The organism is Pseudoflavonifractor sp. HCP28S3_F10 (assembly GCF_052065415.1).
GTDB lineage: Bacteria > Bacillota > Clostridia > Oscillospirales > Oscillospiraceae > Pseudoflavonifractor_A.
The window spans coordinates 87,559-102,605 of the sequence record NZ_JBQHUB010000001.1 but is presented as its reverse complement, the minus strand read 5'-3'; the positions used below and the strand labels follow the sequence as shown (position 1 = coordinate 102,605).

At 63.3% G+C, this 15,047-nt stretch carries 14 protein-coding genes and 1 riboswitch; of the genes, 6 read left to right on the top strand and 8 right to left on the bottom strand.

What is annotated here, in order from left to right:
* Nucleotide 1 precedes the first annotated feature (1 nt).
* From ACTNBZ_RS00500 to ACTNBZ_RS00480, 5 genes are read left to right on the top strand one after another with little or no spacing between them, the layout of a single operon-like run.
* A complete protein-coding gene (locus ACTNBZ_RS00500; RefSeq protein ID WP_441207684.1) occupies nt 2-310 on the top strand; it encodes a V-type ATP synthase subunit F in 309 nt (102 codons plus the stop codon).
* A 49-nt stretch (nt 311-359) separates the two neighbouring features.
* Entirely contained in the window at nt 360-1,004 is a 645-nt protein-coding gene (locus tag ACTNBZ_RS00495; RefSeq protein WP_441207683.1) for a V-type ATP synthase subunit E, read from the top strand.
* Nucleotides 997-2,766, top strand: a complete 1,770-nt coding sequence (locus ACTNBZ_RS00490; RefSeq protein ID WP_441207682.1) for a V-type ATP synthase subunit A — start codon at nt 997-999, stop codon at nt 2,764-2,766. The genes ACTNBZ_RS00495 and ACTNBZ_RS00490 overlap by 8 nt, the downstream gene beginning before the upstream one ends.
* Before the next feature lie 46 nt (nt 2,767-2,812).
* Entirely contained in the window at nt 2,813-4,225 is a 1,413-nt protein-coding gene (locus ACTNBZ_RS00485) for a V-type ATP synthase subunit B (RefSeq protein ID WP_441207681.1), read from the top strand.
* A gap of 16 nt (nt 4,226-4,241) precedes the next feature.
* Complete coding sequence (locus ACTNBZ_RS00480; protein WP_441207680.1) at nt 4,242-4,850, top strand: V-type ATP synthase subunit D; 609 nt, start codon at nt 4,242-4,244, stop codon at nt 4,848-4,850.
* A gap of 72 nt (nt 4,851-4,922) precedes the next feature.
* On the opposite strand, the gene ACTNBZ_RS00475 is transcribed toward ACTNBZ_RS00480, so the two are convergent.
* Together ACTNBZ_RS00475 and ACTNBZ_RS00470 are read right to left on the bottom strand one after the other, a co-directional pair.
* Nucleotides 4,923-5,489: a uracil-DNA glycosylase gene (locus ACTNBZ_RS00475; protein ID WP_441207679.1), complete on the bottom strand. Its 567-nt coding sequence runs from the start codon at nt 5,487-5,489 to the stop codon at nt 4,923-4,925.
* A 622-nt stretch (nt 5,490-6,111) separates the two neighbouring features.
* Nucleotides 6,112-7,488 (bottom strand): alanine/glycine:cation symporter family protein, encoded by a 1,377-nt coding sequence (locus tag ACTNBZ_RS00470; protein WP_441207678.1) that lies wholly within the window; start codon nt 7,486-7,488, stop codon nt 6,112-6,114.
* A 185-nt stretch (nt 7,489-7,673) separates the two neighbouring features.
* A riboswitch (glycine riboswitch) is annotated at nt 7,674-7,767 on the bottom strand.
* A gap of 441 nt (nt 7,768-8,208) precedes the next feature.
* Here ACTNBZ_RS00470 and ACTNBZ_RS00465 point away from each other — a divergent pair.
* Entirely contained in the window at nt 8,209-9,048 is an 840-nt protein-coding gene (locus ACTNBZ_RS00465) for a glycosyltransferase family 8 protein (RefSeq protein WP_441207677.1), read from the top strand.
* A 9-nt stretch (nt 9,049-9,057) separates the two neighbouring features.
* Here ACTNBZ_RS00465 and ACTNBZ_RS00460 read toward each other — a convergent pair whose 3' ends face one another.
* From ACTNBZ_RS00460 to ACTNBZ_RS00435, 6 genes are all read right to left on the bottom strand, one after another.
* Nucleotides 9,058-9,942: a DUF6179 domain-containing protein gene (locus ACTNBZ_RS00460; RefSeq protein WP_441207676.1), complete on the bottom strand. Its 885-nt coding sequence runs from the start codon at nt 9,940-9,942 to the stop codon at nt 9,058-9,060.
* Nucleotides 9,932-10,378: a DUF6323 family protein gene (locus tag ACTNBZ_RS00455; protein ID WP_441207675.1), complete on the bottom strand. Its 447-nt coding sequence runs from the start codon at nt 10,376-10,378 to the stop codon at nt 9,932-9,934. Before ACTNBZ_RS00455 ends, ACTNBZ_RS00460 begins: the two co-directional genes overlap by 11 nt.
* Nucleotides 10,379-10,666: 288 nt before the next feature.
* Entirely contained in the window at nt 10,667-11,230 is a 564-nt protein-coding gene (locus ACTNBZ_RS00450; protein WP_441207674.1) for a prolyl-tRNA synthetase associated domain-containing protein, read from the bottom strand.
* Nucleotides 11,231-11,232: 2 nt separating this feature from the next.
* Complete coding sequence (locus ACTNBZ_RS00445) at nt 11,233-12,516, bottom strand: O-acetylhomoserine aminocarboxypropyltransferase/cysteine synthase family protein (protein ID WP_441207673.1); 1,284 nt, start codon at nt 12,514-12,516, stop codon at nt 11,233-11,235.
* Nucleotides 12,517-12,625: 109 nt separating this feature from the next.
* Complete coding sequence (locus ACTNBZ_RS00440) at nt 12,626-13,537, bottom strand: GerMN domain-containing protein (protein ID WP_441207672.1); 912 nt, start codon at nt 13,535-13,537, stop codon at nt 12,626-12,628.
* Nucleotides 13,534-15,030: a sensor histidine kinase gene (locus ACTNBZ_RS00435; RefSeq protein WP_441207671.1), complete on the bottom strand. Its 1,497-nt coding sequence runs from the start codon at nt 15,028-15,030 to the stop codon at nt 13,534-13,536. The genes ACTNBZ_RS00440 and ACTNBZ_RS00435 overlap by 4 nt, the downstream gene beginning before the upstream one ends.
* Between the last annotated feature and the right edge of the window lie 17 nt (nt 15,031-15,047).

Here is a 15,047-nt window from a genome sequence, read left to right as displayed (position 1 = left end):
CATGAAGTATTTCGTCATCACCGACAGCACGGATACCCAGGTGGGACTGCGTCTGGCGGGCATCGAAGGCGTGGTGGTCCGGGAGGCGGACGAGGCCGCCGAGGCCATTGACGACGCCGCCGCCGACCCGGAGATCGGCGTGCTCCTGATTTCGGAGCATCTGGCCCGGCTCTGCGAGGACAAGATCGCCCCCATGAAGCTCAGCGCCCACCGCCCCCTGGTGGTGGAGATCCCCGACCGGCACAGCGCCGGCCGCTCCGGCGACTCCATTACCCGCTACATCCGGGAGGCCATCGGCGTCAAGCTGTGAGCGTCCCGCCCTTCTTCCTGTCTATCGATTGATCCATGGAGGATGAACTATGCCTGAACTTTCCAAAAAACTGGACCGTTTTACCTCGGCGCTGCTCTCCGAGGCCAGCGCCGAGGCCGAGCGCGTCTCGAAGGAACTGAAGGAGCGGCACGACGCCGCCCTCTCCTCCGCGGAGGACCAGGTCCTGCTGGAGGCCTATGACTATATCCACCGGGAGGTCTCCCGCATCCGCTCGGAGCAGGGCCGTCTGGTCTCCCGGCACATGCTGGAGCGCAAGCAGGCCCTCTTCCGCCGCCGGGAGGAGATCGCTTCCGAGGTCTTTGCCCTGGTCCGCGCCCGTACCGCCGCCTTCACCCGCACCGAGGCCTATCCCCGCCGCCTCTCCCAGCTGCTGCGGGAGGCGCTGATCCCCCTGTCCGGCGCGGAGGACACGGTGGTTTACCTGCGGGAGGAGGACCTGCCCCTGGCCGACGCTCTCATCGCCCTGGCAGGCCGGCCGCTGACCATCCAGGCCGGCCCCATCCGGATGGGCGGACTCATCGCCCAGTCCCAGTCCCTGGGTCTGCGGATAGATTCCTCCTTTGACGCCAATATGGAGGAACTGCGGGGCCATTTTGCCAGTCTGGTGGGCCTGTCGCTGGTGGACGCCGCGGACGGCGGCACTTTGGAAGGAGGGACCCGGGATCATGAGTGAAAACCGCTGTGAGATCTACGGCATCAACGGCCCTGTGGTCACCGTCAAAGGCGGCCGGGGCCTGGCCATGATGGACATGGTCAATGTAGGCGAAGAGGGCCTGGTAGGCGAGGTGGTGGGCGTCAACGGCGACATCACCACCGTGCAGGTCTATGAGGACACCGCCGGGCTCATGCCCGGCCAGCCGGTCACCGGCCAGGGAGCTCCCATGTCCATTACCCTGGGGCCCGGCCTGCTGTGCAATATCTTCGACGGCATTGCCCGTCCCCTGCGTCTCATCGAGGAAAAGAGCGGCCCCTTCATCGGCCGGGGCCTGAACATCCCCACTCTGGATGAGAGCCGCAAATGGGATACCACCGTCACCGTAAAGGCGGGAGATACCCTGTCCCCCGGCGCGCTGTACGCCCAGTGCCAGGAAACTCCCCTCATCCTCCACCGCTGCCTGGTGCCCGCCGGGCTGTCGGGCACTGTGACAAGGGTGGTCCCCAGCGGGTCCTATACCGTTGCCGACACCCTGGTGGAGCTCACCGACGCCGCCGGACAGGTCCACGCCCTGAAGCTGGCCCAGTCCTGGCCCATCCGCACCCCCCGGCCCATGGCCCGGCGGCTGCCCATCCACCGGCCCCTCATCACCGGCCAGCGGATCATCGACACCCTCTTCCCCATCGGCAAGGGGGGCGCCGCCGCCATCCCCGGCCCCTTCGGCGCGGGCAAGACCATGACCCAGCACCAGCTGGCCAAGTGGTCGGACGCCGACATCATCGTCTATCTGGGCTGCGGCGAGCGGGGCAACGAGATGACCCAGGCGTTGGAGGAATTCTCCGAACTGCTGGACCCCAAGAGCCAGCAGCCCCTGATGAACCGTACCATCCTCATCGCCAACACCTCCAACATGCCGGTGGCCGCCCGTGAGGCGTCGGTCTACACCGGCATGACCATCGCCGAGTACTACCGGGACATGGGCTACCACGTGGCCCTGATGGCTGACTCCACCTCCCGCTGGGCCGAGGCCCTGCGGGAGATCTCCGGCCGCCTGGAGGAAATGCCCGCCGAGGAGGGCTTCCCCGCCTATCTGGCCTCCCGTCTGGCCGAGTTCTACGAGCGTGCGGGCTATATCGAGACTCTGGAGGGCAGGGAGGGCAGCGTCACCGTCATCGGCGCCGTCTCTCCCCAGGGCGGCGACTTCTCCGAGCCGGTGACCCAGAATACCAAGCGGTATGTCCGCACCTTCTGGGGCCTGGACCGCTCCCTTGCCTACGCCCGGCACTTCCCCTCCATCAACTGGCTCACGTCCTACTCCGAGTATCTGGACGACCTGAAGCCCTGGTACGACCAGAACGTGGCCCCCGGCTTCATGGCCGACCGGCAGCGGATCTTCTCCCTGCTGCAGGAGGAGGACCAGCTTATGGAGATCGTCAAGCTCATCGGCTCCGACGTGCTGCCCGAGGACCAGAAGCTGACGCTGGACATCGCCCGCCTCATCCGGGTTGGCTTCCTGCAGCAGAACGCCTACCACACCGTGGACACCTATGTCCCCCTGGAAAAGCAGTTCCGCATGATGGAGGTCATCCTCCGGCTCTACGACGGGGCCCGCAGGCTGCTGGAGCGCTCCATCCCCCTGTCCCAGGTCCGCGCCACCGGCATCTTCGACGCTCTGGTCAAGATGAAGTATGAGATCCCCAATGACCAGATGGAGAAATTCGCGGACTACGAGCGGCGGATCGACCAGGCCCTCCAGAGCGTGGATGAGGCCAACCGCTGACCGCTCCAGCCCCGCGTTTCCCATCTCTGCAAGGAGTTGATCTGTCATGAGACTAGAATATATCGGCCTGTCCGAGCTGTCCGGCTCTCTTATCACGCTGGAGGGCGTATCCGGCGTCTCCTACGACGAGACAGCGGAGATCACCCTGGAGAACGGCGCCGTCCGTAACGGCCGGGTCATCCTCATCGACGGCGACCGGGTGGTGCTCCAGGTCTTTGAGGGCACCCGGGGCGTCTCGCTGGACAACGCCCGCACCCACTTCACCGGCGAGCCGGTGAAGCTGGCCCTGTCCAAGGAGATGCTGGGCCGGGTGTTCGACGGCGCCGGCCGTCCCATCGACGGCCTGGGAGAGCTCTACCCCGAGGAGCGCCGGGATATCAACGGCTCCGCCATCAACCCGGTGTCCCGCCAGTATCCCCGCAGCTATATCGAGACCGGCATCTCAGCCATCGACTGCAGCATGACCCTGATCCGGGGGCAGAAGCTGCCCATCTTCTCCGGCTCGGGCATGAAGCACAACGAACTGGCCGCCCAGATCGTCCGTCAGGCCAAGGTGGGCGAGGGGGACGGCGAATTCGCCATCGTCTTTGCCGCCATGGGCGTGAAGAATGACACCGCCGACTTTTTCCGCCGCAGCTTTGAGGAGGCCGGCGCGCTGCAGCGGGTGGTTATGTTCATGAACCTGGCCTCCGACCCCATCATCGAGCGCATCCTCACTCCCCGCTGCGCCCTCACCGCCGCGGAGTACCTGGCCTTTGACAAGGGCTATCACGTGCTGGTCATCCTCACCGACATGACCTCCTACTGCGAGGCCGTCCGGGAGTTCTCCTCCTCCAAGGGCGAGATCCCCTCCCGCAAGGGCTTCCCCGCCTACCTGTACTCCGACCTGGCCTCCCTGTACGAGCGGGCCGGCATGATCCGGGGGCGGCCCGGCTCGGTGACCCAGGTGCCCATCCTCACCATGCCCAACGACGATATCACCCATCCCATCCCCGACCTGACCGGCTATATCACCGAGGGCCAGATCGTACTGGACCGGGACATGGACCAGAAGGGAGTCTATCCCCCCATCGCCATCCTGCCCTCCCTCTCCCGCCTGATGAAGGACGGCATCGGCGAGGGATTCACCCGGGCCGACCATCCCGCCCTGTCCAACCAGCTCTTTGCCTCCTACTCCAAGGTGCAGGACGCCCGGAGCCTGGCCGGCGTCATCGGCGAGGATGAGCTCTCCGACGTGGATAAGCAGTATCTGGAATTCGGCCGGGCCTTTGAGCGGCTCTTCATCCGCCAGGACGTGATGCACGGCCGCACCATGAATGAGACGCTGGACCTGGGGTGGAAGCTGCTCACCCTGCTGCCCCGCAGCGAACTGGACCGGGTGGACGACGCCACGCTGGACGCCCACTATGTGGAAGGCGCCTACCACAGCATCCTGTCCGACCTGGCCGGGCAGCCCTGAAAGGAGGCGCGTTTCCATGGCCGCCATCCTGCCCACCAAGGGTAACCTTATGGCCGCCAGGCGCTCCCGTGCCCTGGCCGCCACCGGCTACGAGCTGATGGACCGCAAGCGCAACATTCTCATCCGGGAGATGATGGCCCTGATGGACACGGCAAAAGACGTCCAGGCCCAGATCGACGCCGTCTTTGCCGAGGCCTACGCCGCACTGCAGACCGCCAACCTGAAGCTGGGCATCTGCGACCAGATCGCCGAAGCTGTGGATGTGGACCGGACGCTGGAGATCCAGTACCGCTCCCTCATGGGCGTGGAGTTGCCCCATATCCCGGACCGCAGTCCCCCGCCCCGGCCGGAATACGGCTTTGCCTCCACCAGCTCCGCCCTGGACGACGCCTATATCAAGTTCCACCGGGTGAAAGAACTGGTGCGGCAGCTGGCCGAGGTGGAGACCTCCATCTACCGGCTGGCCGTGTCCATCCGCAAGACCCAGAAGCGGGCCAACGCCCTGCAGAACATTGTCATCCCCAATTTTGACCACACCATCCGCTTCATCACCGACGCGCTGGAGGAGAAGGAGCGGGAGGAGTTTGTCCGCCTCAAGGTCATCAAGCGTAAGACCGGCGGATAGATTTTCCACATATCCCGCAAAAAATGTGAGCCCCGGAGGCAGACGCCTCCGGGGCTTTTTCAAGCACTTCAATCAATAGGTATGGTCGCAGATCTCCCGGATCTTGGCCTGCAGGGCCTTCAGGTCCGCGAAGGTCTCGGGCCGGCGGCGGGGATCCCGCAGCAGGGCTGCCGGGTGGAAAAGGGCGGTCATCTGCACGCCTGCCTTCTCGAACCAGACGCCGTGCTCCCGGGTGATCTTGAAGTCCTCCTTGATCAGCTTCATGGCCGCGATGCGGCCCAGACAGACGATGATCTTGGGCCGGATCAGCGCCACCTGGTTGCGCAGGTAGCCGATACACGCCTCCTGCTCTGCCGCCAGCGGGTCCCGGTTCCCGGGAGGCCGGCACTTCACCATATTGCCGATAAACACCCTGGATCGGTCCAGGTCGATCATGGCCAGCATCTCGTCCAGGAATTTACCGCCCCGTCCCACAAAGGGGCGGCCGGTCAAATCCTCCTGCTCTCCCGGTCCCTCGCCGATGAACATGACCTCGGCGTCCCGGGCCCCCTCGCCGAAGACCACGTTGGTCCGCGTCTCGCACAGGGGACATTTCCGGCAGGACATACACTCCTGATAAAGTCCATCCCAATCCTTCATAGCACGCCTCCTCTCTGTATGACATCTGTGCAATATCATACCACAGCCGCTTCCGTTTGGCCAGAGTTCTGTAGACACAGAATGCCCCGCGCCGGAACCGGCACGGGGCATTCTGCAAGAAGAAAGAGGAAAGAGGATATCGAGAAAATGCAAGTTCAGGCATTTTCACTTAAAGGAAGGGAAGCAATTCCCCGCCTTTCGGTGCGATTATATGATAGTTTCCCCCTATCGTCAAGCAAAATCCCGGTTCGATCCGTAGAAAAAATGTTTTCCCATTATCTAGAAATTTTTTACTTTTTTCTTCTGTCCGCGTACTAGCTGTTTTTTATCACGCTTTAGCGTGTTCTAGTAACAGATCCGTCTTTTTCTGTCTGCGCACTCCCCCGTTTTTCCGTACCGCCCCGCTCTTTTATCCCGCTCCGATTCATTAAGTTTTCTCTTATCGTTCTTTTTGACACTTCTATGCATGTACTAGCGCACCGTCACCTTTCTTAAGGATTCATGCGGAATTTATATCAGATGCATGTCTTTAAAAATTCACCTTAAATCGTCATTCAAAAAATAGCGGCGGCGCATATGCGCCGCCGCCTTTGTTCAGGAAAAGCGTTCCTTTTACAGCCCTTTATTTGTGGGTCAGAGGCTGATCCTGGCCCTTGGAAATGCGCACCACTACGCCGGACAGGGCGATCAGTGCGATCAGGTTGGGCAGGGCCATCAGGCCGTTGAACAGGTCGGACAGGTTCCACACCAGGCCCACTTTCAGCGCGGAGCCGATGACGATGCACACCACCACGATGGCGGCGTAGATCTTGACGGCCTTGTTGCCGAAGAGGTACTTGACGTTCTGCTCACCGAAGAAGTACCAACCCACGATGGTGGAGAAGGCAAAGAACAGCAGGCAGATGGCTACGAACATGCTGCCGAAATTGCCGAACACGGTGCTGAAGGCCGCCTGAGCCAGAGAGGCCGCTTCGGGGCTGGCCTCAATATCGTTCATATTCACCACGCCGCTGGTCAGAACCACCAGGGCGGTAATGGTCAGAACGATGAAGGTGTCGATGAACACGCAGACGATGGCGATATGACCCTGATCCTCAGGCTTCGCCACCTTGGCCATGGCGTGGGCATGGGGGGTGGAGCCCATACCAGCCTCATTGGAGAACAGGCCGCGGGCCACACCGAAACGGACCGCCTGCTTCACGGTGATACCGATGGCGCCGCCCAGAACGGCGTTGGGGGTAAAGGCGCCCACAAAGATCTGACGGAACGCCTCGGGGATGTGGCTGCCGTTGGCGATGATCACGATCAGGCCGCCGAGGAGGTACAAAATGGCCATGATGGGGACCACTTTCTCGGTGACGGAGGCAATGCGCTTCACGCCGCCCAGGAAGATGAACGCGGCCACCGCCGCCAGGATCACGCCCATCACGATCTTGGGCACGTGGAAGGCGGTCTCGAAGGAGCTGCTGATGGAGTTGGCCTGGGTCATGTTGCCCATGAAGCCCAGGGCCAGGATGATTGCCACCGAGAAGAAGCCGGCCATGAACTTGCCGAAGCCTCCCTTGAAGGCGGCGCGGATGTAATAGACAGGACCGCCGATGATAGCGCCGCTGTCGTCTCTGGTCTTATATTTCTGGGCCAGGACCGCCTCGGCATAGATGGTGGACATACCGAAGAACGCGGCGATCCACATCCAGAAGATGGCGCCGGGGCCGCCGGACAGGATGGCGGTGGAGCAGCCCACGATATTGCCGGTGCCCACCTGGGCGGCGATGGACGTGGCCGCCGCCTGGAACGAGCTCATGCCGTCCTTGTCTGCCTTTTTGCCGGACAGACTGAAGTTGCCGAACATCTGCTTCCAGCCGGCGCCGAATTTCCGGATCTGGATGAAGCCGAGCCGAATGGTGAAGAGAATACCGGTAGCAACCAGCACATAGAGCAGTACGCTGTTCCACACAAAGTCGCTGGCTTTACCTACAAGGATTGTCAGTTGTTCCATACATTTACCTCCCTTTAACTTCCTCAGAGGGACTCCTCTCAAATGCCGTGCCCGGCGGCACACTTCGCCGGGCTGCCGCCTCAAGAAATGCTCCGCTGCACACCCCCCAATCAAAATAAAAAGCCCGACCGTATTCCGGCCTGGCCCTGTAAATCGCAGCCGGCGGGTTCTCCCCCATATCGGCTGCGCTCCACTCTGTCCTTTTGCCTGAGAGATCGGCGCCTTGCCGGCACCTTACACCTTCGGCCCCCGTCATTGGGATTCTCCAGAGCCCATTCACCGCCGCAATATGTCCTTATACCGTGGACACTTAAACGCATCTATTCTGCTACAGACCAGATGCGGCACATCCTTGTGGCGGGTCCTGTCTATATTCCCTTTTTGCATTATCATCATAACGCATATCAGCCCATTCGTCAAGGAAAATAATTTTGTATTTTCCCCCACAATTTTTGTTCTATACTTGTGGCGCCCCGCATATTTTCCATTTTATAAAAATCCTCATATGTCTTTCATCGGAAGACATATGAGGAGCCAACATCTATCTTTTTCCATATTATTTCGCGTGTAAGATTCATATTCTGTTTTCTTTTTCTTCACAAATTTCGCCGGAATTTTAGAGGAAACTGTGGTATTTTGATTTGTAATCCTTTTTTGCAGGGCGGTGGATGCAAAGGCTGTTTTCCACCGCTCCAAATATCTCCCGGAGGAAACGACGTCATGGATCTTCTCGTTACGGTCAACCGCAGTTATCTCCACCCTCTGGCCGTCATGCTCAAAAGCGTGGCACAGCAGCATCCGGGCCGGTATATCCGGGTCTTTGTGCTCCACCGCTCCCTCGTTCCGGAGGACCTGGACCGGGTAGCCCGGGCGGTGGACGCCCCCGATCTGGAGCTGGTAGGCATCCGGGCGGACGACCGTCTCTTCGCCGGTGCCCCCACCACCGGGCGCTATCCCTGCGAGATATACGACCGCATTTTCGCCGCCCGGTATCTCCCCAAAGACCTGGACCGGGTGCTCTATCTGGACCCGGACCTGGTGGCCATCCGCCCGCTGGACGAGCTGTGGGCCACCCCCATGGGGGATTGCTTCTTCGCCGCGGCCAGCCATGTGAACCGCTCCCTGGAAAAATTCAACGCCCTGCGGCTCCAGTCCCGGACGCCGGGGCCCTATATCAACTCCGGGGTGCTGCTGATGAATTTGGAGCGGCTGCGCCGGGAGCAGGAGCTCCAGCCGGTGCTGGACTATGTGGAGGAGCACCGCTCCGCCCTGCTCCTGCCCGACCAGGACATCATCAGCGCCCTTTACGGCGACCGCATCCATCTGCTGGACCCCATGCGATATAATATGACCGAACGGCTGCTCACATTCTCCCGTTTGACGCCGGGCTCACAAATAGACCTGGACTGGGTGTGCAGCCACACAGCCATCGTCCACTACTGCGGCCGCAACAAGCCCTGGAAACCGGGTTACACCGGCCAGCTGGGGGAGTTTTATGAGGCCTACGACGGTCTGATCCACGCCGAGGCCCTGGAAGAGGAAGCGCCCGGCCCCCAATAGGCGTTATGCTCAGCACGCAAAATCAAAAAACACGCCGCTCAGGTCCCCGTGCTCCAGGGCCGCCGTCAGCCGGGGAAGCAGAGCCCGGGCCTCCGCCGTCAGATAGCGCCGCTGGGGCAGCTGCTCCAGCGCCAGGGCGTCCGCCAGACGGCAGGCCCCCCGCTCCAGCGTTTCCAGCCGCTCCGCCCGCTTCAGGGGCAGCAGCAGCCGGGCCAGCTCCGTCCGGATCTTCTCGTCCACCCACAGGGCAAAGGGGTCCCGCCCGGCCAGCACCAGCCCCAGGGCGTTGACGGCCACCGGCTCCCACAGGTTTACCAGCAGCCCGGTATAGTCGCCGCAGCAGCGTGTCAGCAGGGCGGCGGTCCGTCCCCAGTCGAAGCGGCGCAGCAGGTCCTGCTCCATCCACAGCCGCCGCAGATACTCGTTGACGTAGAGCACCCCCAATCTGTGCTCCGGCACCGGCAGGGAGAGCTGATAGTCGATGTCGCAGGGGATCTGATGGGCCAGCAGCTCCCGGTCGTACCGCCGCCAGAAGGTCCCGATGCTCCCCACCGTATCCTCCAGGGAGCGGCTGCGCAGCCGGGGCATGTTCTCCCGCACCGCCCGGTACAGCGCCCTGCCTCTCTCCATCTCCTCCGCCAGCGCCGCCTGTCCCAGGCGGAAGGCTTCCTCCACGCCCAGCCGCTCCAGCCGTGCCCAGTCCCCGCTCCCGGCGTTTGGATCCAGCCCCAGGGTAAAGCAGATGGACTCCATCAGCTCCCGGGCCGCCCCCTCGGACACCGAGCTGCTCCGCCCCCGGGTATAGCGGGCCGCCTGCCGGGCCAGCAGGGTCCACAGCTCCCGCCGCAGCCCCTCCGGCATGGCTCCGGCCCGGCGCTCCAATTCAGTTCTCATCTTCATCCTCCCAACTTTCCCCGCTGCTCAGCCGCCGGCACAGCTCCTCCAGCGCCGTCCCGCCCAGATAGTCCAGGGAACCCCCGGCCTCCCCGTCATAGAGCCGCCGCATGGCGGCGATGAGCTCATCGTCGGACAGGGCATCCATGCACTGGTTCTTGTACTCGTAAAACAGGTCCTGCAGCCCGGCCAGGGTCTCGGCCCAGCACGCCGGGTCCAGATAAGGGGAATCCCGGAAGGCGGTCATCAGCTTCTCCAGCACTCCCGGGCCGAACTCCACCCGCCGGGTGTCCCGCAGTGCCTGGTCCCGGCGCTCCAGCAGCCCGGCCGCCTCTTCCGCCGTCAGGGGCAGTGTAACGCTCCCCCGCTCCAGCAGCCGCGCCATCGCCTGTTCCCGCCCGTTTTCCAGCGGGCGCAATGCCAAAAGCTCGTCCATCATCATCACCTCACACTGGTTTTATACTGATTTCAAATAAAATGCTTTATTTGAAATCCCGCGTGCTTCGCACGCTGGTGACGCACGTGTCGTGTGGCGGCGTCTCATAAAAACCTGACGCGCTTCGCGCTATAAAAGGCTGTACAGCCTTTTATCAGGTTTTAGTATTACACCGGCGGCGTTTTCAGTGCAAGACTTGACTTTTTCGTCATTTTGTGGTAATATAAGGGCAGAAACCGGGAGCCGGTCCGCATTTTTTACGGACCGGCTCCCGGTCTTTTCGTCTGTTCAGTTGGCGGGGGCCTTCGGCCGGGGCAGATCCACAACAGTGGCCTCATGACCCACGGCGGGGAGGAATTTCTCCCGGAAATCGGCCAGAGCGACCTTGATGGTAGAGGTGGAGAAGCAGGGGTGGCCGCTGATAAAGGCCCCGGAGAGGAGTTCCCGGTCCATCAGCAGGCGGACCTTCCCCTCCCGGTCGTTCATCAGCTCGAAACCGCTGGCCGAACCGGGGGCAGCCCCCAGCAGGGCCTCCATGTGCGCCGGCGTGGCGAAGGACAGCCGGGCGCAGCCCAGCTGGGCGGTCAGGTCCTTGGTCTTGAAGGGCTTGTCTCCCGGCATCATCAGCAGGTAGAAGTCGGTCTGCTGCCGGTTGGTCAGCAGCAGGTTCTTGCACACCGGCACGCCCAGCACCTGTTCTACCGCCAGGCAGTCCTCCATGGTGTCGGCATGGTCGTGATCGCAGCGGGTGTAGGGGATGCCCAGCTCATCCAGCAGGGCATACACCGCCATCTCCCGGGGGTGGCGCTCCTCCGCCGGGGCGGAGGAATAGAGTTCCGGCTTGACGTACACGCTTACACCTCCGCCAGGGCCCTGTCCAGATCCTCCAGGATGTCGTTGATATCCTCGATGCCCACGGAGAAGCGCACCAGGTCGGGGGACACACCGGCGGCCTTCAGCTCCTCGTCGTTCATCTGCCGGTGTGTGGCGGAGGCGGGATGGAGCACGCAGGTCTTGGCGTCGGCCACGTGGGTGGCAATGGAGGCCAGCTCCAGCCCGGCCATAAAGGTCTCAGCCTTGGCCCGGCCACCCTTCACGCCGAAGGAGACCACGCCGCAGGTGCCGTTTGGCATATACTTCTGCGCCATCTCGTAGTACCGGTCGCCGGGAAGGCCGGGGTACTTGACCCAGGCCACCTTCTCATGGCTCTGGAGGAACTTGGCCACGGCCAGGGCGTTCTCACAGTGCCTGGCCATCCGCAGGGGCAAGGTCTCCAGACCCACGTTGAGGAGATAGGCGTTCATGGGCGCGGGGATGGAGCCGAAATCCCGCATGAGCTGGGCGGTGGCCTTGGTGATATAGGCCCCCTCCAGGCCGAAGCGCTCGGTGTAGGTCACACCGTGATAGCTGTCGTCGGGGGTACACAGGCCGGGGAACTTGTCGGGATACTTGGTCCAGTCGAATTTGCCCGAGTCCACGATGGCGCCGCCCACGGCGTTGGCGTGGCCGTCCATGTACTTGGTGGTGGAGTGGGTCACGATGTCCGCGCCGAACTCAAAGGGGCGGCAGTTGATGGGGGTGGGGAAGGTGTTGTCCACGATGAGGGGCACCCCATGGCGGTGGGCGGCGGAGGCGAATTTCTCGATGTCCAGCACGGCCAGGGCGGGATTGGCGATGGTCTCACCGAACACGGCCTTGGTGTTGGGCCGGAAGGCCGCGTCCAGTTCCTCGGCGGTACAGTCGGGCTCCACGAAGGTGAACTCGATGCCCATGCGCTTCATGGTAACGGCAAAAAGGTTGTAGGTACCGCCGTAGATGGCGGAGGAGGCCACCACATGGTCCCCGCAGGAGCAGATGTTGAACACCGCATAGAAGGAAGCGGCCTGGCCGGAGGAGGTCAGCATGGCGGCGCTGCCGCCCTCCAGCGCGCAGATCTTGGCCGCCACCCGGTCGTTGGTGGGGTTCTGGAGCCGGGTGTAGAAATAGCCCTCGGCCTCCAGGTCGAAGAGCTTGCCCATAGCCTCGCTGGTGGCGTAGCGGAAGGTGGTGGACTGGATGATGGGGATGTTGCGGGGCTCGCCGTTCTCCGGGCGGTAGCCCGCGTGGAGGCACTTGGTGCCGGGACGCTGCTGGCTCATCAGGGTCTTCCTTTCTGTTGTTGGAGTGGGGCGCGGGCCCCGGAATCTGTCTGTGTGATTGGGTTATATGGTACGCTAAAGAACTAAATTTGTCAACCTGGCGGCGGCCCTAGTGTTCCAGCGTCAGGTCGGGGACCAGGGGACCGGAGAGCTCGCCGGGCAGGCGGATAGGCTCTCCCCCGGCCCGCAGCTGCACCGACTCCACAGCCTCCACATTGCCGGCCACCGTGTTGACGATGGAGTAGACCAGCAGGCGCAGCTCTCCGCTATCCCGGGGCAGGGCGTCCAGGAAGGCCTGGGAAAGATCCACATGGCACACGCCCTCCTCGGTGGCCACGCCCAGCACCTCGGTTCCTGCGGGAAGCACCGGGCGCAGGCTCTCATACCGGGGCCCCTCCAGCAGCGCGGAGAGGACCGCCATGCTCAAACTGTCCTCCTCGGTGAGGAGCAGCCGGCGGTACTCCACGCCCAGGCCCTCCCCCTCCCGCTGGGGGAACCACAGGGTGGCCGTAAAAGCCACCGGCTCCTCCTCCGCGCCCGAGAGGATCACCCGCTCGGCCCGCAGCTCCTCGCTGTGGAGGAAGGGGCTCTCCGCTCCCTCCACCGTAAGGTAGACCGACTCCACCCCCTCCACCTGGCACAGCGTCAGTGCCAGGCAGTAGTTGGCCAGGGTCTGGTCCACACCGGACAGGCCCTCGTACTGCTCGGACAGGTCCAGGTGGAGCCGGGTATCCTCCTGTTCCCAGCCCAGCAGGCGCACGCCGGCGGGAAAAGGGGAGGTGAGCCCCGGCTGGGTGGGGCCGGCCAGCAGCGCGGAGAGCAGAGCCTGGATCACATCGTCCTCCCCCTCCTCCGGCAGCCAGGTCTCTCCCGCGATGGCCGCGCCGCTCCCGTCGGCAGCCTCCAGAAAATAGAGCTGATAAGAGCCCTCCGGCCGGGCATTCTCGCCGACTGAGCGCAGCACACACCCGGCCAGCAGCAGCGGGAGGATCCCCATCAGAAACAGTCTCCGCCTTTTCATGGCTTTTCCTCCTTCTGCTCCGGCTGCCAGCGGGGAAAGACCACCTCAAAGCAGGTCCCCTCCGGCATACGGCGGCGGACCTCCACCGTGCCGCCGTGCTGGCGCACCATATCCCGCACGATGGACAGGCCCAGGCCGGTGCCGCCCGCCTCCCGGGAACGGGCCTTGTCCACCCGGTAGAACCGGTCGAAGATCTTGGGCATATCCTCCTCCGGGATGCCCACGCCGGTGTCCTCCACCCGGAGGACCACCAGATCCCCGTCCCCCCGGTTCCGGCCCCGGCGCAGGAAGAGGCTCACCATCACCGTACCCCCGGGCACATTGTATTTGATGGCATTCTCCACCAGGTTAAAGGTCACCTGGTACAGGTCATCCTCGTTTGCCAGCACAGTGCAGTACCCGGCCAGGTCCATACGGAAGTTTACCTGCCGGGTCCCGGCCAGGGGGGTGAGCATATGCTCCACCCGCAGCACCACCTGCTTCAGGTCCACCGGTTCCCGCACCACAGGGGGCATGGTGTCCATCCGGGTGAGGGTGAGAAGCTTCTCGGTGATGCGGGTGAGCCGCTCGGCCTCCTCTCCGATGTCAGCCACGAATTCCCGGGCGGTGCTGCCGTCCATGTGCTCGGCCTGGAGGATGGAGTCGGTGAGCAGGCGGATGGAGGCCAGGGGGGTCTTGAGCTCGTGGGACGCGTCGGACACAAAGCGCCGGCGTACCTCTTCGGTGGTCTGGAGCCGGCCGGTGAGGGCGTTGAACTCGTCGGCCAGCTGGGTGAGCTCGTCCCCGCCCGACATGGACACACGGTGGCTGTATTCGCCCTCCCGCACCGTGCGGATGCCCCGCAGCAGCACGGCGATGCGCCGTGTCACCGCCGTGGAGAAGAGCAGGCTGAACAGCAGCGTCACGACGCAGATGACGATGGAGATGTTGCGCAGGTTTTTCTGAAAATCCACCAGCATCCCGGCCTGCTCTTCGTCATACTCATAGAGATAGACCGCGCCCTGGGTCATGCCCCGGTAGCGGATGGGCGCCGCCGCCCGGCTGCGGAAGGCGTCCTCCCGGTACTCGCAGCGGAACACATCCTCTCCCCGCAGGGCGCTGACCACCTCCCACAGAAGGCCGTACTTGTCCTTGGCGTTGTCCACCTCGCTGGTATCAAAGAGGACCAGCCCCGCCGGGTCGGTGACCATCACCCGGTCCACGCCGGCGGCCATCACCCGGCGGGTGGCGTCGATGACGCCCAGCTGGGTCAGGTTGGCCTCCACTCCCTCGGCAGTAAGGCCCTCACTTCCCGCCAGGGTGGAGGTGATGAGGTCGGCCTGCCGCCACAGGGAGTCCTGCTTGGAGCGGAAGACCAGGTCCTGGGAGATCAGAATGGGGTAGGTGTTGAGGAACAGGATCAGCGCGATGATGATGGCCCCGTAGCTCAGGATGAATTTGCTCTGGAGGGAGCGCCACACCGGCACGCTTCTCCCCTGCCTGTCCCATGCCATGCGCCCTCACCTCCCGC

Excerpts from the sequence above, each read along its gene's own strand:
- ACTNBZ_RS00440 (WP_441207672.1), bottom strand. The coding sequence starts at position 13,537 with ATGAAAAGGCGGAGACTGTTTCTGATGGGGATCCTCCCGCTGCTGCTG.
- ACTNBZ_RS00460 (WP_441207676.1), bottom strand. The coding sequence starts at position 9,942 with ATGAGAACTGAATTGGAGCGCCGGGCCGGAGCCATGCCGGAGGGGCTG.
- ACTNBZ_RS00465 (WP_441207677.1), top strand. The coding sequence starts at position 8,209 with ATGGATCTTCTCGTTACGGTCAACCGCAGTTATCTCCACCCTCTGGCC.
- ACTNBZ_RS00500 (WP_441207684.1), top strand. The coding sequence starts at position 2 with ATGAAGTATTTCGTCATCACCGACAGCACGGATACCCAGGTGGGACTG.
- ACTNBZ_RS00495 (WP_441207683.1), top strand. The coding sequence starts at position 360 with ATGCCTGAACTTTCCAAAAAACTGGACCGTTTTACCTCGGCGCTGCTC.
- ACTNBZ_RS00475 (WP_441207679.1), bottom strand. The coding sequence starts at position 5,489 with ATGAAGGATTGGGATGGACTTTATCAGGAGTGTATGTCCTGCCGGAAA.
- ACTNBZ_RS00485 (WP_441207681.1), top strand. The coding sequence starts at position 2,813 with ATGAGACTAGAATATATCGGCCTGTCCGAGCTGTCCGGCTCTCTTATC.
- ACTNBZ_RS00445 (WP_441207673.1), bottom strand. The coding sequence starts at position 12,516 with ATGAGCCAGCAGCGTCCCGGCACCAAGTGCCTCCACGCGGGCTACCGC.
- ACTNBZ_RS00480 (WP_441207680.1), top strand. The coding sequence starts at position 4,242 with ATGGCCGCCATCCTGCCCACCAAGGGTAACCTTATGGCCGCCAGGCGC.
- ACTNBZ_RS00435 (WP_441207671.1), bottom strand. The coding sequence starts at position 15,030 with ATGGCATGGGACAGGCAGGGGAGAAGCGTGCCGGTGTGGCGCTCCCTC.
- ACTNBZ_RS00490 (WP_441207682.1), top strand. The coding sequence starts at position 997 with ATGAGTGAAAACCGCTGTGAGATCTACGGCATCAACGGCCCTGTGGTC.
- ACTNBZ_RS00470 (WP_441207678.1), bottom strand. The coding sequence starts at position 7,488 with ATGGAACAACTGACAATCCTTGTAGGTAAAGCCAGCGACTTTGTGTGG.
- ACTNBZ_RS00455 (WP_441207675.1), bottom strand. The coding sequence starts at position 10,378 with ATGGACGAGCTTTTGGCATTGCGCCCGCTGGAAAACGGGCGGGAACAG.